Annotated in this window: 20 protein-coding genes and 1 pseudogene; 12 read left to right on the top strand and 9 right to left on the bottom strand. The window is 60.4% G+C overall.

Annotated elements, in window-relative coordinates:
• Nucleotides 1-56: 56 nt before the first annotated feature.
• Entirely contained in the window at nucleotides 57-485 is a 429-nt protein-coding gene (locus ABJ99_RS18445) for a winged helix-turn-helix transcriptional regulator (RefSeq protein ID WP_054087047.1), read from the bottom strand.
• An 87-nt stretch (nucleotides 486-572) separates the two neighbouring features.
• Here ABJ99_RS18445 and ABJ99_RS18440 point away from each other — a divergent pair, with 87 nt between their 5' ends.
• The 5 genes from ABJ99_RS18440 (at nucleotide 573) to ABJ99_RS18420 (ending at nucleotide 3,291) form a co-directional block, all read left to right on the top strand.
• Nucleotides 573-1,430 carry an SDR family oxidoreductase gene (locus ABJ99_RS18440; RefSeq protein WP_054087046.1) on the top strand — a complete coding sequence of 286 codons (858 nt, stop codon included), beginning with the start codon at nucleotides 573-575 and terminating at the stop codon, nucleotides 1,428-1,430.
• Nucleotides 1,431-1,527: 97 nt separating this feature from the next.
• Nucleotides 1,528-1,836 carry an RcnB family protein gene (locus tag ABJ99_RS18435; protein WP_054087045.1) on the top strand — a complete coding sequence of 103 codons (309 nt, stop codon included), beginning with the start codon at nucleotides 1,528-1,530 and terminating at the stop codon, nucleotides 1,834-1,836.
• A 357-nt stretch (nucleotides 1,837-2,193) separates the two neighbouring features.
• A complete protein-coding gene (locus ABJ99_RS18430; protein ID WP_054087044.1) occupies nucleotides 2,194-2,682 on the top strand; it encodes a DUF3828 domain-containing protein in 489 nt (162 codons plus the stop codon).
• Nucleotides 2,683-2,745: 63 nt separating this feature from the next.
• Nucleotides 2,746-2,949 carry a hypothetical protein gene (locus ABJ99_RS18425; protein ID WP_054087043.1) on the top strand — a complete coding sequence of 68 codons (204 nt, stop codon included), beginning with the start codon at nucleotides 2,746-2,748 and terminating at the stop codon, nucleotides 2,947-2,949.
• A gap of 141 nt (nucleotides 2,950-3,090) precedes the next feature.
• Entirely contained in the window at nucleotides 3,091-3,291 is a 201-nt protein-coding gene (locus ABJ99_RS18420) for a hypothetical protein (protein ID WP_054087087.1), read from the top strand.
• 4 nt (nucleotides 3,292-3,295) lie between these two features.
• Here the strand turns inward: ABJ99_RS18420 and ABJ99_RS18415 are convergent, their stop codons facing one another.
• Both ABJ99_RS18415 and ABJ99_RS18410 read right to left on the bottom strand, forming a co-directional pair.
• Nucleotides 3,296-4,747, bottom strand: a complete 1,452-nt coding sequence (locus ABJ99_RS18415) for an MFS transporter (RefSeq protein ID WP_054087042.1) — start codon at nucleotides 4,745-4,747, stop codon at nucleotides 3,296-3,298.
• A gap of 60 nt (nucleotides 4,748-4,807) precedes the next feature.
• Nucleotides 4,808-6,027: pseudogene (locus tag ABJ99_RS18410) on the bottom strand (Nramp family divalent metal transporter).
• Between the two features lie 405 nt (nucleotides 6,028-6,432).
• On the opposite strand from ABJ99_RS18410, the gene ABJ99_RS18405 reads away from it, so the two are divergent.
• On the top strand, nucleotides 6,433-7,851 hold the full coding sequence (locus ABJ99_RS18405) for an MFS transporter (RefSeq protein WP_054087041.1): 1,419 nt from the start codon (nucleotides 6,433-6,435) through the stop codon (nucleotides 7,849-7,851).
• A 40-nt stretch (nucleotides 7,852-7,891) separates the two neighbouring features.
• On the opposite strand, the gene ABJ99_RS18400 is transcribed toward ABJ99_RS18405, so the two are convergent.
• Together ABJ99_RS18400 and norR are read right to left on the bottom strand one after the other, a co-directional pair.
• A complete protein-coding gene (locus tag ABJ99_RS18400; protein ID WP_007247833.1) occupies nucleotides 7,892-8,116 on the bottom strand; it encodes a DUF6555 family protein in 225 nt (74 codons plus the stop codon).
• 115 nt (nucleotides 8,117-8,231) lie between these two features.
• A complete protein-coding gene (norR, locus tag ABJ99_RS18395) occupies nucleotides 8,232-9,782 on the bottom strand; it encodes a nitric oxide reductase transcriptional regulator NorR (protein WP_054087040.1) in 1,551 nt (516 codons plus the stop codon).
• A 300-nt stretch (nucleotides 9,783-10,082) separates the two neighbouring features.
• On the opposite strand from norR, the gene ABJ99_RS18390 reads away from it, so the two are divergent.
• The 5 genes from ABJ99_RS18390 to ABJ99_RS18370 are packed head-to-tail and all read left to right on the top strand — an operon-like array spanning nucleotide 10,083 to nucleotide 16,006.
• Entirely contained in the window at nucleotides 10,083-11,534 is a 1,452-nt protein-coding gene (locus ABJ99_RS18390) for a UbiA family prenyltransferase (protein ID WP_054087039.1), read from the top strand.
• Nucleotides 11,531-12,847 (top strand): FAD-binding oxidoreductase, encoded by a 1,317-nt coding sequence (locus tag ABJ99_RS18385; RefSeq protein WP_054087038.1) that lies wholly within the window; start codon nucleotides 11,531-11,533, stop codon nucleotides 12,845-12,847. The genes ABJ99_RS18390 and ABJ99_RS18385 overlap by 4 nt, the downstream gene beginning before the upstream one ends.
• Entirely contained in the window at nucleotides 12,844-13,584 is a 741-nt protein-coding gene (locus ABJ99_RS18380) for an SDR family oxidoreductase (protein WP_054087037.1), read from the top strand. The genes ABJ99_RS18385 and ABJ99_RS18380 overlap by 4 nt, the downstream gene beginning before the upstream one ends.
• Entirely contained in the window at nucleotides 13,581-14,552 is a 972-nt protein-coding gene (locus tag ABJ99_RS18375; RefSeq protein ID WP_054087036.1) for a lysylphosphatidylglycerol synthase transmembrane domain-containing protein, read from the top strand. The genes ABJ99_RS18380 and ABJ99_RS18375 overlap by 4 nt, the downstream gene beginning before the upstream one ends.
• Nucleotides 14,553-14,587: 35 nt before the next feature.
• On the top strand, nucleotides 14,588-16,006 hold the full coding sequence (locus ABJ99_RS18370; protein ID WP_054087035.1) for a glycosyltransferase family 39 protein: 1,419 nt from the start codon (nucleotides 14,588-14,590) through the stop codon (nucleotides 16,004-16,006).
• Nucleotides 16,007-16,068: 62 nt separating this feature from the next.
• Here the strand turns inward: ABJ99_RS18370 and ABJ99_RS18365 are convergent, their stop codons facing one another.
• The 4 genes from ABJ99_RS18365 to ABJ99_RS18350 all read right to left on the bottom strand — a co-directional run bounded on the left by ABJ99_RS18365 (nucleotide 16,069) and on the right by ABJ99_RS18350 (nucleotide 21,755).
• Complete coding sequence (locus ABJ99_RS18365) at nucleotides 16,069-17,895, bottom strand: glycoside hydrolase family 15 protein (RefSeq protein WP_054087034.1); 1,827 nt, start codon at nucleotides 17,893-17,895, stop codon at nucleotides 16,069-16,071.
• Complete coding sequence (locus tag ABJ99_RS18360; RefSeq protein ID WP_054087033.1) at nucleotides 17,888-18,688, bottom strand: SDR family oxidoreductase; 801 nt, start codon at nucleotides 18,686-18,688, stop codon at nucleotides 17,888-17,890. Before ABJ99_RS18360 ends, ABJ99_RS18365 begins: the two co-directional genes overlap by 8 nt.
• An 83-nt stretch (nucleotides 18,689-18,771) precedes the next feature.
• Nucleotides 18,772-19,809, bottom strand: a complete 1,038-nt coding sequence (locus ABJ99_RS18355; RefSeq protein ID WP_054087032.1) for an NADP(H)-dependent aldo-keto reductase — start codon at nucleotides 19,807-19,809, stop codon at nucleotides 18,772-18,774.
• 134 nt (nucleotides 19,810-19,943) lie between these two features.
• A complete protein-coding gene (locus tag ABJ99_RS18350) occupies nucleotides 19,944-21,755 on the bottom strand; it encodes an ABC transporter ATP-binding protein (protein ID WP_054087031.1) in 1,812 nt (603 codons plus the stop codon).
• Between the two features lie 86 nt (nucleotides 21,756-21,841).
• Between ABJ99_RS18350 and ABJ99_RS18345 the strand changes: the two genes are divergently transcribed.
• Complete coding sequence (locus tag ABJ99_RS18345; protein ID WP_054087030.1) at nucleotides 21,842-22,264, top strand: DUF1810 domain-containing protein; 423 nt, start codon at nucleotides 21,842-21,844, stop codon at nucleotides 22,262-22,264.
• Nucleotides 22,265-22,333 lie beyond the last annotated feature (69 nt).

Below are 22,333 nucleotides of genomic sequence, written 5' to 3'. Positions count from 1 at the left end.
CTGATGGCAGGCAGTGGAGCCGACCCTCAATAGATGAAAAATCTGTCAGAAATACTTCAAGAAAGCTTCACCTGCGCCTCGGCAGACGTTTCGCGGGCCTGCATGATGCGTGGCAGATTGGTCTCGATCCAGATCGCAAGCGTCTCGACTTGCAAGGCCACTTCTTCCCCCATTGGCGTCAACCGGTATTCGACATGCGGTGGCACCACGGGCAGCGATTTGCGGCTGACAAAGCCGTCCTGCTCCAGATGCTGAAGCGTCTGCGCGAGCATTTTTTCGCTGACCCCGCCGATTTTGCGCCGCACCTCGCTGAAGCGGTGCATACCGCCACGCAATACCACCAACACCAGCACGCCCCAACGGCTACAGACATGGTTGAGAACAATCCTCGACGGGCAGTCAGTTGCCAGCACTTGCCCCTGACGAACGAAGGCCAGCATGGATTCGGCCGTTTCGGAGTATGGACGCGTGGCGGATTCGCTCATGACACTTACCTTTTTGTACGTACTTACGAAAAGAAAGCATCATGACTATGCTGGCGCTTTCTATCAACCTGAATCGAGAACTCCAACATGATCGTTGTCACCGGTGCCACAGGCCAGCTTGGCCGTCTCGTCATTGAACAGTTGCTCACTCGCGTACCTGCCTCACAAGTCATCGCGGCCGTGCGTAACCCGGAAAAAGCCGCAGACCTCTCGGCACTGGGCGTTCAGGTTCGTCAGGCCGATTACTCACAACCGTCGACGCTGAACAGCGCATTTGCCGGTGCTGAAAAGCTGCTGCTGATTTCTTCCAGCGAAGTGGGCCAGCGTCTGCCGCAGCATAAAGCGGTGATCGATGCGGCGAAGAGTGCCGGGGTCCGATTGTTTGCCTATACCAGCGTGTTGCACGCCGACACCTCGGCATTGGGTCTGGCCAAAGAGCACCGCGAGACGGAAGACTACTTGCAGTCAAGTGGCCTGCCGTTCGTGTTGTTGCGTAATGGCTGGTACACCGAAAACTATGTGGCAGGTGCCCAAGGGGCTTTGGCCCACGGCGCAGTACTGGGCAGCGCTGGCGAAGGGCGAATCAGCTCGGCTTCGCGGCTGGATTATGCCGAAGCTGCCGCCGTGATCCTGACATCCGCAGAGGATCAGGCCGGTCGCCTTTACGAACTGGCGGGCGATGAGCCTTATACCCTCGCCGACTACGCCGCCGAACTGTCAAAACAGAGCGGCAAGACACTGGCGTATGTTGACCTGCCGCAGGCTGAATTCGCAGCGGCGCTCATCGAGGCCGGCCTGCCGGACTACGTGGCCAACCTGCTGGCAGACTCGGACGCAGCGGCCGCCAAAGGCGCGCTGTTCGACGACAGTCGACAGTTGAGCGAGCTGATCGGACGCCCTGCCACGCCGCTTGCCGTGACCATTGCTGAAACGCTCAAGGGCTGAGCCCCGTAAAACTGATCGAATGATTTGTAACCGTGAAGGTCCCAGTTCTGACGAAGGCATTATGCCGTCGACTGTTAATCAGACTGGGAGTCTTCACATGAATAGCAAATCGTTGATCGCCTGCATGACCCTGCTCGGCTGCTTTTCGGCCGTTACCCTGCCGGTTCACGCAGCAGAGACGCCCGATCCGAAAGTGACCGAGTCCAAGGACAACGTTCACGAACTGGAGGTAGGTTCCCGCGTGCCGGAGAAATACCGCCGCAGCGACCTTGAGGTCAAAGACTGGCAAAGCAAGGGCCTGGAAGCGCCCGCCAAGGAAAGCGAGTGGGTCAAGATCAACGACAAGTACGTGCGATTCCAGAAAGTGAACGGCCAGATCATGGATATCGTGCCGGTCAAAAAGTAAGTAATGAGCAGCCCTGGCTCTGCGCTCATCGCCACACACAGGGTTTGTGGGCGCAGCCGGGACGGCGGTTTGCGAAGAGGCCGGTACAGCCCCGACCGGTACAGCCCCGAAAAACGGGGCGCTTGTACCCTTGCCTTCGTTAGCCACGCGGATCGCCGCCCCGGTCACCTCCACTGAACCTATTTCATGACGCAGCGCGTCACACAGCGATTCAGCGACGTCAGTGCTGTGCATCAATCCCTTGCCAGATCTCACCTAAAACCATTGCTTTTTTGTCCGCATGCCTTACAAATGCAGACTTGTCCGCATGCAACTCACCGCGTAACCACTATTGCCACCTTTCCGCGAGCCCGCTCCATGTCCAGAACCATTGCCCTTGCCTTCGCCTGCCTGCTTTCATCCACCGCACAGGCTGCCTGCCCTGCTGCAACGCCGGTTGATACGGCACGCTGGATCTATGAGAAGCATCAGGACTTCTACCTCAAGGACAAGGGTGGCGCGGAGTACCTGTCCAAATCGCTGTTGAGCCTGTTGAAGAAAGACTGGGCCTGCCAGAACGGCGATCAGTGTGCCGTCAGCGCCAACCCGTGGACTGACGCACAGGAAGGTGATGTGCAGAGGCCGATCAACTGGAAGCTGGTGTCCACGTCCGACAAGCAGGCGGTGGTCGAGATGACGTACAACCTGGGTTACAAGGACGCCCCTCAGCAGCCCGTCAGCAGCCAGACCACACGCTTGCTGCTGGCAAAAAATGCCAACAGTTGCTGGGTGCTGGACAACCTGCAAGGGCCCCAGGGCGTGGCGTTGGGCCAGGCGCTCGAAGAATTCCCCTACGAAGGTGACTGATCGACCTTGAAACCATTCGCCGTTGGCGGTATCACAGGCACATGAACTTCAAGAGCGAGCACCATGAATACCTTTGAGCAATCGATTATTGAGGCTGCGCAGGCCGCCACGCCCAATAACACCGATGCCGAACGCGAAGCTGCCAGGGTGGCCGCTACACAGGCAGTGGCTGAAATCGTGGCAAGCAAAAGCGGGCTGAGCCGCACCCTGGCCCTGGCCGAACTGCTGGATTCCTATTCCGGGCAGGACGATCAGGAAGACGAATAAACAGCCGGGACAGCGGCGAGAACTTTATTTAATCGTGTCGCTAAAGAAGCGATTGCGGTTGCCGAAAACTTTCTTGGGCGGACTCATGAGAGCGGCCCTTTTGCGTTAGTGCGCTCGGATGCGACCTATGAGGAAGCATTCTTGCAAATCGAGCAACTGGAAGACATTCAGGCTTATGTACGCCGCACTGCCGACGATCTCGAGCGCGTGTCGCGTAACATGGCCGGGCACATGCTGTACCTTGAGCTTTCCGCGCGCCCGCACGAGGCTCAGGAAGTCAGCGAACGCATTTTCGGCTTGCAGGCCTCGGTCCACAGCCTGCGCGGTGTATTCAGCAACTGACCGTTTAGTGGCTATCCGCCTGCGACAGCGGCCGCGCAACCTCCTCCAGCGATTTTCGTTCGGCAGCCGTGCCCCAGATCGACTGCACCAGCGCAGCGAACAGCATCAACCCTGCCCCGATCAGATAGCCGATCAGCACATTGCTGCGATCACCGGTTTCGATCAGTTCACCGAACAGCGTCGGCCCGATAATGCCGCCCAGCCCCGTGCCGAATGCGTAGAACACGGCAATCGCCAGCGCGCGTATCTCCAGCGGAAAGGTTTCGGCCACGGTCAGGTAAGCCGAGCTTGCCGCCGCCGACGCGAAGAAAAAGATCACCATCCAGGCGATGGCCTGCTGGGTCACATCCAGCAAGCCCTGCTGGAACAGATAACCGCTGATTGCCAGCAGGACCCCGGACACGCCATAGGTCAGGCTGATCATCACCCGCCGACCAACCACATCGAACAGCCTGCCCAATAGCAGCGGCCCGCAAAAATTGCCCAGCGCCAGCGGCAACACGTACCAGCCCACCCGCTCAGCGGGCACATCGTAGAAATCCGTCAGCACCAACGCGTAAGTAAAGAAAATCGCGTTATAGAAGAACGCCTGAGCGGTCAGCAGCGTCAGGCCCACCAGCGAGCGCTGGCGGAACGTGACCAGCAACGTTCTGGCGACCTCGCCGAGCGGCGTGTGGTCTCGGACATGCAGCCGCAACGGTTTACCCTCGACGGCAGGCAATACGTGCCCGCGGCGTTGCATGTCCGCTTCGATCTGCTCGACGATGCGGGCCGCCTCTGCCGATTGTCCATGAATCAACAGCCAGCGCGGGCTCTCCGGCAGCCACAGGCGCATCAGCAGCACCAATAAACCCAACACCGCGCCGATCCCGAAGCACAAACGCCAGCCGAGCTCGGCCCCGATCCATTGCGGGTCCAGCAAGACAATCGAGCCGACTGCGCCCAATGCCGCGCCCAGCCAGAATGTGCCGTTGATGGTCAGATCAACCCAGCCACGGTAACGGGCCGGCGTGAACTCCTGGATGGTCGAATTGATCGCCGTGTACTCGCCGCCGATGCCCATCCCGGTCAGAAAGCGGAACAGCATGAAGCTCCACACGCTGAACGAGAATGCCGTAGCAGCGGTCGCGCCTACATACAGCAGCAAGGTGATGAAGAACAGCTTGCGCCGCCCCAGGCGGTCCGCCAGCCAGCCAAAGAACAGCGCGCCCAACACGGCACCCGCGATATACGCAGCACCCGCCAGGCCAATATCGCTGTTGCTGAGGTTGAGCGCCGGACTGGCTTTTAGGGCACCCGCCACCGAACCTGCGAGGGTGACTTCCAGGCCGTCGAGCAACCAGGTGATGCCCAGTGCGACGACCAGCAAGGTATGAAAACGCCCCCAGGGCAGGCGATCCAGCCGGGCAGGCAAATCAGTTTCGAACACGATTCCACTGGCACGACTGGTGTTCATCTCGGGCTCTCCGCGGCTGACGCTAATGTCAGGATTGAGAGTCGCTGAAATCGCCCGAGTTCAGCTGATCCAGAACCACATCAGCGTCAGGTTGGCTGCCGAAATCAGGCCGAACAGCCCCCACGCGACGGCTTTCACCAGCCGGCTGTTGACGAATGGCCCCATCAGTTGCGGATCACTGGTGAAGCGGATCAGCGGCCACAGCGCGAACGGCAGTTGCAGGCTCAGGACCACCTGACTGAGCACCAGCATCTTGCCCACCGAGCTGTCGCCGAGCCAGATCACGCCGATCAATGCCGGGATCAGCGCCAGCGCACGGGTGATGAAACGCCTCTGCCAGCAGGGAATCTTCGCCTGCAAAAAGCCTTCGAGCACCACTTGCCCGGCAATCGTGCCGGTGAACGTCGAGCTCTGCCCGGCCGCCAGCAAGGCAACACCGAACAGCACGCTGGCGAGAGCGCCGCCGACCAACGGATCGAGCAGGTGATAGGCGTCCTGAATCTCGACCACCTCGGTGTGACCGGTCTTGTGGAACGCCGCCGCCGCGAGAATCAGAATCGCGGCGTTGATCAACAACGCCAGGCTCAATGACCCGATGGTGTCGAGGCGCGCGAAGCGAATCGCGCTGGCTTTGCTCGCCAGGTCCGAGCCGTTGACCCGCGTTTGCACCACCGAGGAATGCAGATACAGGTTATGCGGCATGACCGTGGCACCCAGAATGCCGATCGCGATGTATAGCGGCTCCTGACTGCTCAGCACATCCCAACTCGGTTTCAGCCCGGCAAAAACGTCCGGCCAGAACGGCTTGATCAGGATCAATTCGACGGCGAAGCAGGCCGCGATGGTGGCGATCAGCCCCAGCACAATCGCTTCCAGACGGCGGAAGTTGGCACCCTGCAAGGCCAGCACGATCAGCGTATCGAAGGCCGTCAGCGCCACCCCGGTGGTGATCGACACGCCCAGCAGCAGGTGAAACGCCAGCGCCGCACCCAGCACTTCAGCCAGATCGGTGGCAATGATCGACAGCTCTGCCAGCAGCCACTGCCCTTTTGCCACGTTACGGCTGTAGTGGGTGGCGGACAGTTGCGCCAGATCCCGCCCGTGGCGATGCCCAGGCGCGAACAAAGGTTCTGCAGCACCATGCCGGAAAGACTGGCCAGCACGACCACGAACAGCAACGAATAGCCGAAGCGCGAGCCCGCCTCGATAGCCGTCGCCCAATTGCCGGGGTCCATGTAGCCAATGGAGATCAGCAATCCGGGGCCGACGAACAGCATCATCTTGCGCAGCAGCGAGGCGTTCGGCGGGATGACAATGCTGTCACTGGTTGCCGAGGGACAGAACGGAGCAGTCGCGGTGGTGGGCAGTTTGTACGTCACGGGATCTCTGTCGGGCAGAAGAATAAAGAGCCTCATCCTAAAGTCTTGTGACACATGTTGATACATCCGAACTGACTCAAAGCGCCGGATCGACGCGGCATCTGTATGGACTTAAAAAATCATAAGCCTGTGCACGACTATTACCTGATCAGCGTCATACAGTGTCGAAATAAAATAAACATTCAATAAATTCTCCTGTTAAACAATTATTCATCCTGAATGGGCCGAAAAACGCACACGGCGCTAAATATTACCAATTGTAAAAGCGTACTATCCGGCTTCAAACAAGAACTCAGGATGGCATTGATGAATCCTTCCCGGAAGACAGGCATTGCGGCCAGCGAACTGCTGCGTGCCGCTCATATCTCGGCGCGTATTGACCGCCTACCTGCGGTTGCGACCCTCTGGCGACTGGTTGCGCTGCTGTCCATTGCCGGATTCTTCGAACTCTACGACCTGTTCCAGACCGCCTATATCAGCCCCGGCCTCATCCGCGAAGGCATCTTCGCCACCGGCAGTCAGGGCTTGTTCGGCTTCTCCGATCAGGCTGCCTTCGTTTCGGCGACGTTTCTCGGCCTGTTCTTCGGTGCCAGCCTGCTGAGTCCGATTGCCGATCGTTTCGGTCGTCGCGCGATTTTTACTTTTGCGCTGATCTGGTACACCGTTGCCACCGTGATCATGGGCCTGCAGACCTCGGCAATAGGCGTGATCGGCATGCGCTTCGTGGTCGGTATCGGTCTGGGGGTCGAACTGGTGACCATTGACACTTACCTGTCGGAACTGGTGCCCAAGCGCATCCGCAGTTCGGCTTTCGCTTTTGCCTTTTTCATCCAGTTTCTGTCGGTGCCCTGCGTTGCACTGATGTCGTGGTGGCTGGTACCGCAAGACCCGCTGGGCTTTGCCGGGTGGCGCTGGGTGGTGATCAGCAGCGCGGTATTCGCGCTCTTCGTCTGGTGGCTGCGTGCAGCACTTCCCGAGTCGCCGCGCTGGCTGGCGCAACAGGGGCGCTTCGATGAAGCCGAACGAATCATGGACAACATCGAGGCACGTTGCCTGAAAGAGCACGGCAAGCCGCTGGACGAACCACAGCCAGAGGCGGTTGCCGTCGAAGGCAAGGGACGCTTTGCCGACTTGTGGCAACCGCCCTACCGCCGTCGCACATTGATGCTGGTGGTGTTTCACATCTTTCAGGCAATCGGTTTTTTCGGCTTTGGCAACTGGCTGCCCGCGCTGCTTTCCGGACAAGGCGTCAGTGTCACCCACAGCCTGAGCTATGCCTTTGTGATTACGCTGGCGTACCCGCTGGGTCCGTTGCTGTTCGTGAAGTTTGCCAATCGCTTTGAAAACAAATGGCAAATTGTCGGCTCGGCCTTGGGTGCAATGATCTTCGGCAGCCTGTTCGCGTTTCAAACCAGCGCAGCCGGGCTGATCCTCTGCGGGGTCATGATCACGTTCTGCAACGCTTGGTTGAGCTTCAGTTACCACTCTTATCAGGGAGAACTGTTCCCGACCAACATTCGCGCTCGCGCGGTAGGGTTCTGCTATTCGTTCAGCCGTCTGTCAACGGTATTCAGCAGCCTGCTGATCGGAATATTTCTCGATCACTTCGGCACGCCCGGGGTGCTGGCGTTCATTGTCAGCAGCATGCTCATTGTGATCATCGTCATCGGCCGCTTCGGGCCATGCACACGCAATCTGGCGCTGGAGCAGATTACCCATCGCTGACTCCGAAGTTGCCATCCCAGTAATCAGCGATTGGAGCGGGTCACGCCTGGGCCCACTCCACGTTGGTCACACCGAAGTGTTCTGCATAAGGCTTGGAGACCCGCGGAACCTTCTCCAGTCGGTATTTGGGTATGCGCGCCAAGCCAGCATCGACACTTGCGTAATGCCAGGCTTCTGCGTTGTCCATGCTCTCGGTGCGTATGTAAAAACTCTTGAACGAACCGTTTAATAAATAATCAATGCGGTAGTGCTTTGGAAGTGCCATTGAAAGCCTGATCCTTTTTTCAGCAGTGGCTTGAAGTATAGGTGACCTGAACCGCTGCAAAAAAATTCAGTCTTTTTTCGATATCCGCGACCAATGAACATCGTCAGACGCCCTGTCAGCGAATACCCAGTCGCTTGGCCAAACGATTGAGGTTGGCTCTGTCCACGGCCAACTCTCGAGCCACCTGTGTCCATCGGCCATTATGCCGGGCAAGGCATTCGCTGATGATAACGCGCTGATAAGCGTCCACCGATACCTTGAGCCCTTGCCCCTGTACAAGATCGATACTGGCGCTTGCCGAAGCGGGCGTCGGTGTACCCGATGCAGGGCCTTGCAAGTCCAGCGCCTGGGCATCAATGCTCAGAACCCGCGTTCCTCGCGGTTGCGCAAATACCGTTTTGAGCACCGCGCGACTGATCAGATGTTCCAGCTCACGTACGTTGCCTGGCCAGCGGTGGCCGAGGAGCAGCCTTTGCGCCTCGCTGTTCAGGCGCACACTGCGCAACCCCATGCGCACACGGTTTTCTTCGAGAAAATAACCGGCAAGCAGCAATACATCGCGCCCGCGCTCACGCAAGGCGGGGACCTGCAGCGGGTAGACGCTCAGGCGATGATAGAGATCGGCACGGAAGCGGCCCGAACGAACCTCTTCGACGAGGTCGCGATTGGTCGCGGCGATGATGCGCACATCCACGCGATGCTCGCGGTCCGAACCTACCCGCTGCAACTGACCACTTTGCAGCACACGCAGCAGCTTGGACTGCACCGCCAACGGTAGCTCGCCCACCTCGTCGAGAAACAGCGTGCCACCGTTCGCCAGTTCGAACTTGCCGCTGCGCTCGCTGACAGCGCCGGAAAAAGCGCCTTTGACGTGCCCGAACAGCTCGCTCTCGACCAGCATTTCTGGCAGTGCTGCACAGTTGAGGCTGATCAGCGGTTGATGCGCCCTGGGTGAATGCCGATGGATCGACTCGGCCACAAGCTCCTTGCCGACCCCGGTTTCGCCGGTGATCAGCACGGTCAGCGGGCTGTTGCCGACCAGCTGAATTTCCTGCTGCAGACGCTGGTGGACGTCGCTCTGGCCAATCAGCTCGCGGGGTGCACGGGCACCGGCGGCGCGCTTGTAGATTTCCGCCAGTTGCCGCTGATCCTCGAAACCACGCGCCAGCTGGTTGATCCGCTCGCTGGCCATCACCGTCGCGGCCGCCAGGCTGGCAAAGGCCTGCAGGTTGCCCGGATCGACCTGGCCGAACGTGGCCGGGTCCAGCGAATCCAGCGTTATCAATCCCCACGGTCGCCCTTGAACCGACAGCACACAGCCCAGACAGTCATGAACCTCAAGTGGCCCGTGACCATCGACCAGGCCATCATACGGGTCCGGCAACTCGCAATCGGCAGAGAAGCGCACCGGCCCGTTGCTCGCCAGGAGGATTTCAAAACGCGGGTGGTCGTTGACCCGAAAGCGTCGCCCCAACGTATCGAGGCTCAGGCCATCCACGGCCAGCGGGATCAGTATGTCGCCCTCAAGCCTGAGCAGCGCCGCTGCATCACACGGCAACCAATGCCGCAACGAGCGCAGCAAGCGTCGATAGCGTTCTTCGTCCGGCAGCTCGCGGGACAGATCAGTGACCAGCGGAATCAGCTCAAGCAATAAAGAGTGGCTCACTACGACTCCTGAGGCGGACCGGAAAAAGGCGGCATTATGACGCCTTCCCGGAAAACAGGTGATCCGGTCAGTGACCGCATATGAGCGTCCGGTAGCTCGACAACGTTACAACGCTGACGTTATTACCCCTGAACAACGTCCATGGCTGAAACAATAGCGATCCTGCATTGCAGGCCCGGAACAGCTGCGTTTTCTGACGTCACGCCTCTGGCGACATTGTCGAGACTGTTTAACTTTATTGACGTGGCGATTGTCCGTTTTCGTTCCATAGTGCGCTCACTTTCAAAGGAGCGACTGTTCATGTACGGAATTCAGGGAAGAGTTCTTGAGGCCCCTCCTCCGCTGGTCGTCGATCTTGACGGGACTCTGTTACGTTCGGATCTGTTATTTGAAACAGCAGTGGCGTTTATTCGTCATCACCCGCTGCAGGTGTTCAGGCTGTTCGCCTGGCTGTTCCAAGGCAAGGCGGCGCTCAAACAACAGCTGGCCCTGGCGACACCGATCGACGTCGCCTGGCTACCTTACAATGCACACGTCATCGATTACATCAAGGCCGAACGCCTGACCGGACGCCTGATCATTCTGGCGACAGCCGCCCATGGCAGCATTGCCGAGCGTATCGCACAGCACCTTCAGTTGTTCGATCAGGTGTGGGCCTCGGACGGAGCAACCAATCTTTCTGCTCATCGAAAACGCGACCTGCTGGTCAGCCACTACGGTGAGGGTGGCTTCGACTACATGGGCAATTCTCGGGATGACCTGTGTGTCTGGGCGGCGTCCCGCAACGCCATCATCGCCCGACCACTGGCGGGCGTCGAACGGCAGGCACGTGCGCAGGGCAATGTCGCGCAGGTGATCGACTCGACCAACCACCCCTGGCGCGACTGGCGCAAAGCACTGCGCCTGCACCAATGGCTGAAAAATGCGCTGCTGTTTGTGCCTCTGATGGCGGCGCATCAGGTGCAGCAATCGCAGCAGCTGCTCGATGGCCTGTGGGCGTTCCTGTGTTTTGGCCTGTGCGCTTCGAGCGTCTATGTGCTCAACGATTTGCTGGACCTGGCTGACGACCGCCAGCACCGCAGCAAACGCGAGCGGCCCTTCGCCAGCGGGCAACTGCCGATCCGGGCCGGGCTGATCGCCGTACCGTTGTTGCTGATCGTCGCATTCGCTGGCGCTGCGGCATTGTTGCCCTGGCAGTTTTCAGCCGTGCTGGCGGCCTATTACCTGCTCACGCTGGTGTATTCGCTTTATCTCAAGCGCCATATGGCGGTGGACGTCATTGTTCTGGCCATGCTCTACACCACGCGGATTCTGGCAGGTGCGGCGGCGTTTCAACTGCCACTGACCTTCTGGATTCTGGCGTTCTCGATGTTTCTGTTCCTCAGCCTGGCGCTGGTCAAGCGCTACGCCGAGTTGCGCGACGCCCGACTGCGCGAAGTGGACAGCAAGACCCGTGGCCGCGGCTATTACCCCGGTGATCTGGACATGATCGCCTCGCTGGGGGCGTCGTCCGGCAACCTGTCCGTGATGGTCCTCGCGCTGTACATCCACGAAGGCACCACAGTGGCGCTGTACGAGCATCCCCATGTGATCTGGCTGGCCTGCCCGCTGCTGCTGTTCTGGATCACCCGGGTCTGGATGCTCACACATCGCGGCATGATGAACGAGGACCCGGTCGTGTTCGCCCTTCGCGACCGGGTCAGCCAGGGCGTCGGGGCGCTGTTCCTGCTGGTGTTCTGGATAGCCGCATGAGCGCACTACTTTATTCGTGGGGACGTTATCCGCTGATCGCCCAGCAGGGCCATGCCTGTGAAAGCATCGACGCGCTGCCGGATCATCTCGCTGGCGTCGTTGCCCGCCATCAAAACAGCCTGCCGTTCGGCAACGGGCGCAGCTACGGCGACAGTTGTCTGGCCGCCAGTGATCACGTGCTGGCTATGCACACGCTGGATCGCTTCATCGACGCCGACTGGCACAGCGGCCTGGTGCGGCTGGAAGCGGGCATGACCCTCGCGCAGCTACTCACGGCCGCCGTTCCGCAGGGCTGGTTTCTGCCGGTGACGCCAGGCACGCAATTGGCGACTGTCGGCGGCGCAGTCGCCAATGACGTGCACGGCAAGAACCACCACCTGCGTGGCACCTTCGGCTGTCATGTGCGGCGTTTCGGTCTGGTCCGCCACGGCGAAGCGCCAAGGGTCTGCTCGGCGGAAGAAAATCCCCGGCTGTTCGCCGCCAGCATTGGCGGCCTGGGGCTGACGGGCGTCATCAGCTGGGTGGAGCTGCAACTGCTGCCGATCCGCGCCAGCCAGATCGACAGCACGGTGGTGCGTTTCGCCAATCTGGCCGAGTTTTTCACGCTGTCACAGGAACTGGACGCTCATCACGAGTACAGCGTGGCGTGGATCGACTGCCTGGCCCGCGGTCGTAACAGCGGCCGCGGCGTATACATTGTCGGCGATCATGCGCGTTACGGATCATTATCGGTCAAACCGCGCGCCAGTCTGAGCGTGCCGTTCACTCCACCAGTGTCTCTGGTCAACAGCCTCTCGCTGCGAGCATTCAACGCACTTTACTGGCATGCCCACGCACGCAGACCTGCGCCAAAACGCAGTGCCTACGAAACTTTTTTCTATCCGTTGGACCGGGTTCTGCACTGGAACCGTCTGTACGGGCGCAAAGGGTTTCAGCAGTACCAATGCGTGATTCCCGAGCAATCCGCGCCGCATGCCATGCAGCTTCTGCTCGACGCCATTGCGGCCTCAGGCCAGGGCTCGTTTCTCGCGGTGCTCAAGCGGTGTGGCGATGTCGTCTCGCCGGGGCTGCTGTCGTTTCCGCTGCCCGGCACCTCGCTGGCGCTGGACTTTCCCCACACCCGCGACCTCACCGAAGCCCTGTTTCCGCGCCTGGACGCCATCGTTCGTGAAGCCGGCGGACGTCTGTATCCAGCCAAAGACGCGCACATGTCCGGTAGCGATTTCCGTCAGGCCTACCCGGCCTGGGAGCAGGTTGAAGCCCTGCGCGACCCCACTTTGATGTCCCGCTTCTGGAAACGAGTGATGCCATGAAAAAAATCCTGATCATCGGAGCAACATCGACCATTGCCCATGCCTGCGCGCGTCTTTGGGCCGCAGAAGGCAGCACGTTTTTTCTGGTGGCGCGCAATCTCGAAAAGCTTGAGCGCAACGCGTCAGACCTCAAGGCCCGTGGTGCAGGGTTCATTACCCTGCACCAGATGGACGCGACGCATTTCGCGGAACACCCGGCAATGCTGGCCGACTGCCTGATCGCCCTCGGGCAGATCGATATCGTGCTGGTCGCGCACGGCACGCTGCCTGATCAGCGGGCCTGTGAGCAGGATGTGGGGCTGGCGATGCAGGCGTTTATCACCAACGGCGCGTCGGTGATTGCGCTGCTGACCCTGCTCGCCAGGCAGTTCGAAGTCCAGCGCTGCGGCACGCTGGCGGTGATCTCTTCGGTGGCCGGCGAGCGCGGACGCCCGTCCAATTATCTGTACGGCTCGGCCAAAGCGGCGGTCTCGACGTTTTGTGACGGTTTGCAGGCGCGCCTGTTCAAGCTCGGCGTGCACGTCGTGACGATCAAGCCCGGATTCGTCGATACGCCCATGACCCAAGGCCAGGCGATGCCTGCCGCCCTGCTGTCGCAACCGTCAGTGGTGGCCGAACGGATCGTCCGCGGCATCGCGCGCCAGTCCACCAGCCTGTATGCGCCGGGCTTCTGGGCGTGGATCATGTGGGTGATTCGCTCGATCCCGCAGCCGCTGTTCAAAAGGCTCGACCTGTGACCGGCCAGCCTTTGTTGTCAGGCTGGCGCTACCGCATGGTGCTGCTGTCGGTGGTCGGTTCAGCGCTGGGCTACCTGGGGTTTTCCTTGTGGGGCGGCTGGCAAGCGGTTTGCGCGGCTACTGCCAGGGTCGGGCTGTTCGGGATTGGTGTGACGTTGCTGATGTCAGCGATCAATTACGCACTGCGTTTCGGTCGCTGGCAACTCTACCTTGGCGCCTTGGGGCACCCGCTCGCCTGGCGGCCAAGCCTGCGCATCTACTTGGCCGGCTTCGCCCTGACCACCACGCCCGGCAAGGCCGGTGAAGCCCTGCGCGGCGTGCTGCTCAAGCCGCTGGGCGTGCCCTACCCCCAGAGTTTTGCCGCATTTGTCAGCGAGCGCCTGTCCGATCTGCTGGCCATCGTGTTGCTGACCCTGTTCGGTCTGTCGTGGTATCCGCAGGCGCAGCCGCTGATCATCGTCGGCCTGTTGCTGGTGCTGTCCGGCCTGCTGGTGCTGTCGCAGCGCCAGCTTCTGCTGCGTCTGCGACAACTGACCCGCACAGACCGAGCCTCGCGATGGCGCACGCTGTTGCAACAGCTGTTCGATGTTCTGCTCGCCGCCCGGCAGTGCCAGCAATGGCACCTGTTGCTGCCCGCGAGCCTGCTCAGCCTGATCGCCTGGAGTGCCGAGGCGCTGGCGTTTTACTGGATTCTTGGCTGGATGGACGCACAGATTCCGCTGACCTTTGCAGTGTTCACCTATGCGCTGGCGATGCTCGCCGGGGCGCTGAGTTTCATGCCGGGCGGGCTCGGCGGTGCCGAAGCGGTGATGATCGGGCTGCTGATGTTGAAAGGCATGCCGGGCGCTGATGCGATTGCGGCCACGCTGCTGATCCGCCTGGCAACCCTGTGGTTCGCGGTGGCCATTGGCGCAGCGATGCTGTCCCGCTACAAAAACGCCACTGCAATGCCAGAGCATCCGCTGTAAACGCCCTTTCACTCATCTCACGGAGGAGCCGCCGCATGTCATCCAATCCATTTCGTGCCTCGACTGTCGTACCGCTGTTGCTACTGGCCGCAGCCGTCATCGCAAGTTTCATGGCGTCCAGCGGTCCGGTTCAGTGGATGGACAACGGCATGTTTCTCGCCAATGCCAGCGAGGGGCCGTACTTCAGTCAGTCGTTAGGCCCGCTCGAACATCCGCTTTACCAGTTGCTCAACGCGGTAGTGTTTACCCTGTTCGGTGCAAAACCGCTCAGCTTGCTGAACTCGATGCTGCTGCCGCTGGCCTGGGTCATTTACCGGCTGGCACGGAACGTCGGTGCCAGTGCGCGGCAGGCAGTGCTGGCAGGCGTGGCGACCATTCTGGCGCATGGCGTGTTCTGGGTGTCGACCAAGGCTGAGGTCTATCTGCTGCACACGCTGTTCGTGCTGCTGGCGTATGCCCTGTATTTCAGTCGGAGCGCACGCCTGGGCGCGCTGAAAAAACTGTTCGTGATCGGCGTGCTGACCGGGCTGGCGGCCTCTATTCATCAACTGACGTTTGTGGTCCTGCTGCCGCTGTACCTGCACATGCTTTATCAGCATAAAGCGCGGGTTCTGATCACCCTGCCCGGCTTCGTGCTCGGCTTCGCGGCAGCGGCTGTTGCGGTGATCAATGACCTCAACGCCGGGATGGGTCTGCTGGACATTGCCCGCCGTTATCTGACCGGCGCGTCGGCGACCGTCGCGGGCCCGGAATGGGAGAGCAGCCTGCTGCGCTTCGACGCCCTCTGGAGAGAGAGGAATGCAGTAGCGCTGTTACTGCTGTCGCTGATCGGCCCGCAACTGATCGGCCTGCTGATGTTTCCCCGGGACAACCGGCTGCGACTGCTATGGAGCGCGGCGTTACTGAATCTGCTGTTCGCCCTTTCCTATAACGTCACCGACCGTTTCACGTTCTTTCTGCCCGGTGTGGCGTTATTGAGTGTCATCGGCATGATTCAGCTGCGAATACTGTTACCACGCCCTACTGCACGCAGTACCGTGCTCAACCTCTCGACGCTGTCCTCGCCACTGGTCATGCTGCTGGCCTATTCGCTGTATGCCAGCGGCGTGATCCGTTTGCCTTTACACAAAGAGGCGCTGCCGCTGCGTGACGATATCCATTACTTCATGGTGCCATACTTGCGCGACCGCTCTGCCGAGCAATTTGTGCGCGCGTATCAGGAATTCGTGCCCGACCGAGCGCTGATCATTGCCGACTGGACGCCCATGGGCGCATTGCGCTCGGCTCAGACCGCCGGCCTGTTGCGCGGTCGCAGGCTGGCCACTTGCGACGAAAACGTCGACGTGCGCGGCTATGCGGGCGCCTATCTGGTGCGGTTGAGCTATTGCGCAACGATTGCCGGAGAATTCCGGCTGGAAGAACAGCCTGTCGGTTACGCCCTGCACAGCAAATGACAGGCAACGCATGAATGAGCGCCTGACGCTCATTCGTGCATGCTCCGTCCTCATCTGCGCTGTCAGGGTTGCCAGAGCGCCTGACCACCACCCAGCTTGCGGTCAAGAAAACTGGCCGCACTGATCAGTGCCAGATGACTCAAGGCCTGCGGCGTATTGCCCAGGTGGCGGGCATGGCCATCGAACTCTTCGGCGTAAAGGCCCAACGGATTGGCATAACGCAACAGTTGTTCGAATTCCAGATGCGCCTGCTCGACCCGCCCGGCACGCGCCAGACATTCGACGTACCAGAACGAGCAGGCAACGAAGGCGCCCTCGTCACCGGCAAGACCGTCATCATGATCATCGTCGTTGCGATAGCGGAACACCATGCCGTCACGCACCAGCGTCGCTTCGATGGCATCCAGAGTCGCCAGCCATTTGGGATCGTTGGCACCGACGAAGCGCACCAACGGCATCAGCAGCATGGATGCATCCAGGTTACGGCTGCCCTTGTGCTGCACGAAATGGCCAAGCTCCTCGTTCCAGAAGTTCTCCCAGATGTCATTCTGGATCTCTTCGCGCACCTTGTTCCAGCGCTCGAACGGCCCCGACAGCGAACGCTTGAAGGCCAGGCGCAACGCCCGGTCAAGCGCCACCCAACACATCAGCCGCGAGTGCAGAAAGTGCTGATCGCCACCGCGCATTTCCCAGATGCCCACATCGCGGTCGTTCCAGTGCTCGCACACGTAATCGACCTGACGCACCACATGTTGCCAGCCGTCGTGGGAGATCGCATCGCCGTACTTGTTGGCTAGGTACACGGCGTCCATCAGCTCGCCGTAAATGTCCAACTGCACCTGCTCGTACGCCTCGTTGCCGATCCGCACCGGCTGGGCCCCGCCATAACCGGACAGGTGATCGAGATGCTCCTCGGGCAGTTCCGGATGACCGTCGAGCGCATACAGAATGCCCAGGCGTTCACCCTGCTTGCAGGCATCATCCAGCCTGCCACGAACCCAGCTCATGAAGGCGTTGGCCTCGTCGGTGTACCCCAGGCGCATGAAGGCGTAGACGGTGAACGAGGCATCCCGGATCCAGGTGTAACGATAATCCCAGTTACGTTCGCCGCCTTCGGTTTCCGGCAGGCCAAACGTCGCCGCTGCGACGATGCCGCCGTGCTTGCGCGAGGTCAGCAGCTTGAGCGCCAGCGCCGAACGGGTGACCATCTCGCGCCAGCGCCCTTTGTATTGTGACTGCCCGGCCCAGCGCCGCCAGAACTTCAGGGTGTCGTCGAAATAGCGCGAGCACTTGCCGGCCGCGACATTCGGGTCGTCGATGCCGCCGAGGATGAACTCGATGGTCTGGCCTTTCTGCATGTGGAACTCGGCCACAGCGTCATGCTGCTCAAGGTGCAGCGGCGTGGCAGCTGACAAACGCATGCCGGGCTGGTCTGCTGCTTCGAAACAGACGTCCTCGCCGTCAATGCGCGCAATAGTTTCAGCGCGGCTGTAGTCCATCCGCACCCGGCAACGCATGCGAATCCGCGCCTCACCAAAGCGCACCTGAACCCGGCGTACGATGCGTGGCAGGTCGTCCTGATCTTCACCGATCGGCATCAGGTCAGTGACTTCCACCACCGCCTGTTCGGAAATCCAGCGGGTTTGCAGAACGTTGGTATCGGGCAGGTAAATCTGCAGCCGCCGCGCGTCAGGCAGGTCGGGCGCCAGCTGGAAGATCCCGGCGTCGGTAGTGTCCAGCAGCGCAGTGAAAATCGACGGGCTGTCGAAATCCGGCCAGCAGCAGAAGTCGATGCTGCCGGTGTCGGCAATCAGCGCAGCACTGCGCATGTCGCCGATGATGCCGTGGTCTTCGATACGGTTTTGCGCTTCTTCCGGGAAATCAGCCATTGCCACGAAACTCCGGATAGAGGGTCATGCCCCCGTCGATGAACAGCGTCGTGCCATGCACGTAATCCGAGGCGTCCGAAGCCAGCCACAACACGGCGTTGGCCACGTCTTCCGGCTCGCCGATGCGACCGTACGGAATCAGTTTGAGCATTTCCTTCTCGGCATCGCCCTGACGCGCATCGGCGTTGATCGGGGTGCGAATGGCACCCGGCGCGACGCTGTTGACGCGAATTTTCAGCTCGCCGACTTCCTGGGCGATGCTGCGCATCAGCAGGTCGACGCCGCCCTTGGATGCCGCGTAATTGACATGCCCGGCCCAAGGGATCAACTGGTGCACCGAGCTCATGTGGATGATCTTGCCCATGGCCCGCGACACGTCCGGGCGCATGCCCTGCTTGATGAACTGGCGCAACGCGGCGCGGGCGCAGAGGAACTGCCCGGTCAGGTTGACGTTGATCACGGTGTTCCAGTCTTCAAGGGTCATGTCGACGATGGACGCGTCTTTTTGCAGACCGGAATTGGCCACCAGAATATCCAGCGCGCCAAAATGTTCGATGGTCTGGGCAAACAGCCGCTCGACGTCCTCTTCTTTCGAAACGTCAGCGCCAACGGCCAGGGCGCGGCCGCCAGCGGCACGAATGTCTTCAGCCAGCTTCTCGGCAGGTTCAGCCTTGGAGTTGTAGTTGATGACGACTGCAGCACCCGCCTCGGCCAGCGCCCGCGCGGCACCGGCACCCAGACCGGAACTGGCCCCGGTGACAATTGCGACTTGTTGCTTGAGTGAGATATGCATGAAATTCAGCCTCGTAGTGAGCAACCTAAATGCTGACTGGCGAGGCTGAAAGTAAGTTCAGTGCAGGTTATTCATGGTTCAGGTTATGGCGCCGGATTTGGCTGTGAGGTGTGAATGGCTTCGATCCCGGCGATCACTTCGTCGGACAGCGTGACGTCGATGCTCTTCAGGTTGATCGCCAGTTGATCCAGCTTGGTCGCGCCAATGATATTGCTGGTCACGAACGGCCGGCTGGTGACGTAGGCGAGCGCCATCTGTGATGGGTCCAGACCGTGCTCGCGGGCCAGCGCGACGTATCTGGCGGTAGCGCTGACGGCCTGCGGGTTGTTGTAACGCTGGAAGCGTTCGAACAGGGTCAGGCGGCCATCGGCCGGGCGCGCGCCATCCAGATATTTACCCGCCAGCACACCGAACGCCAGTGGCGAATACGCCAGCAGGCCGATCTGTTCGCGAATGGCGATTTCTGCCAGACCGATTTCAAAGGTGCGATTGAGCAGGTTGTAGGGGTTCTGGATCGACACCGCACGCGGCAGATTCAGGGTGTCGGCGAGGTGCAGAAAACGCTGAGTGCCCCACGGCGTTTCGTTGGACAGACCGAAATGACGAATCTTGCCGGCCTTGACCAGATCGCCCAGCACAGACAGGGTTTCTTCGATCTCGACGGCCTGATCATCCGGGTCGTGGGTGTAGCCCAGCACGCCGAAGAAATTGGTCTTGCGATCCGGCCAGTGCAACTGGTACAGGTCCAGATAATCAGTGTTCAGGCGCTTGAGGCTGGCCTCCAGCGCGGCGGTGATGTTTTTGCGGTCAAGGCGCGGATTGCCGTCGCGGATGTGCTCCATACGACCGGGACCTGCGACCTTGCTGGCCAGCACCCAGTCACTGCGGTCGCTGTACTTCTTGAAGTACTCGCCAATGATGCTTTCAGTCTTGGTGTAGGTTTCGCCGCGCGGTGGCACCGGGTACATCTCGGCGGTGTCGAGAAAGTTGACCCTGGCGTCCTTGGCCATACGAATCTGTTCGAATGCTTCATCCTGGGTGTTCTGCTCGCCCCAGGTCATGGTGCCCAGACAGATCGCGCTGACCGACAGGTCGGTTTTGCCCAATTTACGAAATTGCATCGATGTCTCCGTTTGATTCAAAAAAATACGGCGTGAAACAGGGCTCCCATAAAACGCCGACTGGTCATTCACTGCAACACTTTTATCCAGGGTGTGCTCCCGTTTCGTCGCGCGCGATGAAGCGGGAACAACCGCTAGCGATAGCCCTGCGCCTGAAGATCGAACAACGCGGCGTAGCGCCCTGCGGCGGCGATCAGGCTGTCGTGGTCGCCACGTTCCAGCACCCGACCGTGCTCCAGCACGACGATGTGTTCGGCATTGCGCACGCTGGAAAAACGATGCGATATAAGCAGCGTCATGCGGCCCTTGGCGTATTCGCGAAAATGGTCGAAAACGGCGGCTTCTGCGCCTGCGTCCAGCGCGGCGGTCGGCTCGTCGAGGATCAGAATGTCGGCGTCGCGGCGCATGTATGCGCGTGACAAGGCGATCTTCTGCCATTGCCCGCCAGACAGTTCCTGCCCGCCCGCAAACCAGCGGCCCAATTGTGTGGCGTAACCCTTTTCGAGCTGTTCGATGAACTGCGCGGCCATGCCCTGTGCTGCGGCTGCGCGCCAACGGCTTTCGTCGTGAAACGCGTGAGTGTCGCCGACACCAAGGTTTTCGCCGACCAGAAACTGATAGCGAATGAAATCCTGAAAGATCACGCCGATCCGCGAGCGCAGAGCGTCTTCGTCCCATTCCTGCAAATCGCTGCCATCGAGCAGGATGCGCCCCTGATCAGGGCGGTACAGGCGAGTCAGCAGTTTGATCAACGTGGTCTTGCCCGAACCGTTTTCGCCGACCAGCGCCACGCTGCGACCGGGTGCCAGGTGCAGGTCGATATGTTCAAGTGCCGGACTGCTGGTGCCTGGATAAGTGAAGCTGACATTCTCGAAACGCATGCCGTCACCGGGAAACGCGCCCTGCGTCAGGCTGCCGGTCGGTGGCGTGACCGGCTGGCCGAGGTAGACGTACAAATCGGCGAGGTACAGCCCGTCCTCATACAGCCCGCTGATCGCACTGAGACTACTGCTGACGGCCGCCTGTCCCTGTTTGAACAGCACCAGGTACATGGTCATCTGACCGAGGGTGATTCGGCCGTGCACCGCATCGACCACCACCCACGCGTAAGCCAGATAGAACGAGGCCGTGCCCAGCAGCCCCAGCAGAAATCCCCAGCCGTCGCGGCGCAGGGTCATGCGGCGGTCCTCGGCATAGAGTCGCTCGAAGGTCTCGCGATAGCGCTGAAGCAGCAGCGGCGCGAAGCCGAACAGCTTGACCTCCTTGATGTAGCCCTCGTGGGAAAGCAGCGTTTCGATGTAGTTCTGCCGACGGGTTTCCGGGGCGCGTCGCGTAAACAGGCGGAACGCATCCCCGGAGAAATGCGCCTCGGCGAAGAACACCGGCAACGCACCCACTACCAGAATCAGTAACGCCCAGGGCGAAAAATGCACCAGTAACACGGCGAAGCTGATCAATGAAATAAGGTTTTGCAGCAGGCCCAGTGATTTGGTCACCAGCGCCAGCGGTCGGGTCGAAGCTTCTCGGCGGACGCGCACAAGCTTGTCGTAGAACTCCGAGTCCTCGAACTGCGACAGCGACAGCGTCTGGGCTTTCTCCAGAATCAACGTATTGACCTTCTGCCCCAACAGCACTCGCAGCAACGCCTGTTGTACCGACAAGGCGCGCTGAGCCCCGGCCAGCAGGGCCAGTACGCCCGCTTCGAACAGGACGTAACGCAGCACCGGCCATAACGGGGCTTGACCGACGCTGGCATGCAATTGCATCGCCGCGACCACTGCGTCGACGATGCGCTGCCCCAGCCAGGCGCCCAGCGCAGGCAACAGGCCGGCGACCAGCGTGGCCAGAATCAAACCGACGGACAGCGCGCGGGAAGTGGTCCAGACCAAGTGCATGGCCCGCAGGGCCTGCTGCATGAAAACGGTGAAGCGCTTGAAGACGGGCATACGTAAAAACTCTGGAGACAGGTCGAACCCCCGTGTCGGGCGGCCATCATACGACCACAGGTTCGTTAAAAAACAGGAAGCTCATCATGAACGATGTTTACAACCTGCAACGCTTTGTCACCGCTCAGCAGCCGGTGTTCCAACAGGTGTTGACGGAGCTTGAGGCCGGGCTTAAACGCAGCCACTGGATGTGGTTCGTGTTTCCGCAGATTCAGGGGCTGGGCCGCAGCGATATGGCGCAACGCTTTGCTATCAGCGATCTCGATGAAGCGCGGGCTTATCTGCAACATCCGTTGCTCGGCGCCCGTCTCGAGCAGTGCGCCGGTGTCATCGCTCCTCAGGTAGAACGTACTGCGCGGCAGATGTTCGGTTCGCCGGATGATATGAAGTTGCATTCGAGTATGACTCTGTTCGCCATCGCCGCGCCTGACCGGCCGGTGTTTCAGGAGGTGCTGGATAGGTTTTTCAAGGGTGAGCGGGATGTGGTGACGGTGAGGCTCCTTTCGTGACGTTGCGTGTCACACGGCGGTTCTGCGATTTCAGTGATGGTTGTTTATGGCTCGAGGCACCTTTTCGCC

The sequence above is a fragment of the Pseudomonas syringae pv. cilantro genome (assembly GCF_001293775.1).
Classification (GTDB): domain Bacteria; phylum Pseudomonadota; class Gammaproteobacteria; order Pseudomonadales; family Pseudomonadaceae; genus Aquipseudomonas; species Aquipseudomonas syringae_P.
Note: the sequence above shows the minus strand (reverse complement) of the source record. Positions and strands in the feature narration are given on the sequence as shown.

Coding starts and splice junctions, on each gene's coding strand:
- ABJ99_RS18445 (WP_054087047.1), bottom strand. CDS start 485: ATGAGCGAATCCGCCACGCGTCCATACTCCGAAACGGCCGAATCCATG.
- ABJ99_RS18440 (WP_054087046.1), top strand. CDS start 573: ATGATCGTTGTCACCGGTGCCACAGGCCAGCTTGGCCGTCTCGTCATT.
- ABJ99_RS18435 (WP_054087045.1), top strand. CDS start 1,528: ATGAATAGCAAATCGTTGATCGCCTGCATGACCCTGCTCGGCTGCTTT.
- ABJ99_RS18430 (WP_054087044.1), top strand. CDS start 2,194: ATGTCCAGAACCATTGCCCTTGCCTTCGCCTGCCTGCTTTCATCCACC.
- ABJ99_RS18425 (WP_054087043.1), top strand. CDS start 2,746: ATGAATACCTTTGAGCAATCGATTATTGAGGCTGCGCAGGCCGCCACG.
- ABJ99_RS18415 (WP_054087042.1), bottom strand. CDS start 4,747: ATGAACACCAGTCGTGCCAGTGGAATCGTGTTCGAAACTGATTTGCCT.
- ABJ99_RS18405 (WP_054087041.1), top strand. CDS start 6,433: ATGAATCCTTCCCGGAAGACAGGCATTGCGGCCAGCGAACTGCTGCGT.
- ABJ99_RS18400 (WP_007247833.1), bottom strand. CDS start 8,116: ATGGCACTTCCAAAGCACTACCGCATTGATTATTTATTAAACGGTTCG.
- ABJ99_RS18390 (WP_054087039.1), top strand. CDS start 10,083: ATGTACGGAATTCAGGGAAGAGTTCTTGAGGCCCCTCCTCCGCTGGTC.
- ABJ99_RS18385 (WP_054087038.1), top strand. CDS start 11,531: ATGAGCGCACTACTTTATTCGTGGGGACGTTATCCGCTGATCGCCCAG.
- ABJ99_RS18380 (WP_054087037.1), top strand. CDS start 12,844: ATGAAAAAAATCCTGATCATCGGAGCAACATCGACCATTGCCCATGCC.
- ABJ99_RS18370 (WP_054087035.1), top strand. CDS start 14,588: ATGTCATCCAATCCATTTCGTGCCTCGACTGTCGTACCGCTGTTGCTA.
- ABJ99_RS18365 (WP_054087034.1), bottom strand. CDS start 17,895: ATGGCTGATTTCCCGGAAGAAGCGCAAAACCGTATCGAAGACCACGGC.
- ABJ99_RS18360 (WP_054087033.1), bottom strand. CDS start 18,688: ATGCATATCTCACTCAAGCAACAAGTCGCAATTGTCACCGGGGCCAGT.
- ABJ99_RS18355 (WP_054087032.1), bottom strand. CDS start 19,809: ATGCAATTTCGTAAATTGGGCAAAACCGACCTGTCGGTCAGCGCGATC.
- ABJ99_RS18350 (WP_054087031.1), bottom strand. CDS start 21,755: ATGCCCGTCTTCAAGCGCTTCACCGTTTTCATGCAGCAGGCCCTGCGG.
- ABJ99_RS18345 (WP_054087030.1), top strand. CDS start 21,842: ATGAACGATGTTTACAACCTGCAACGCTTTGTCACCGCTCAGCAGCCG.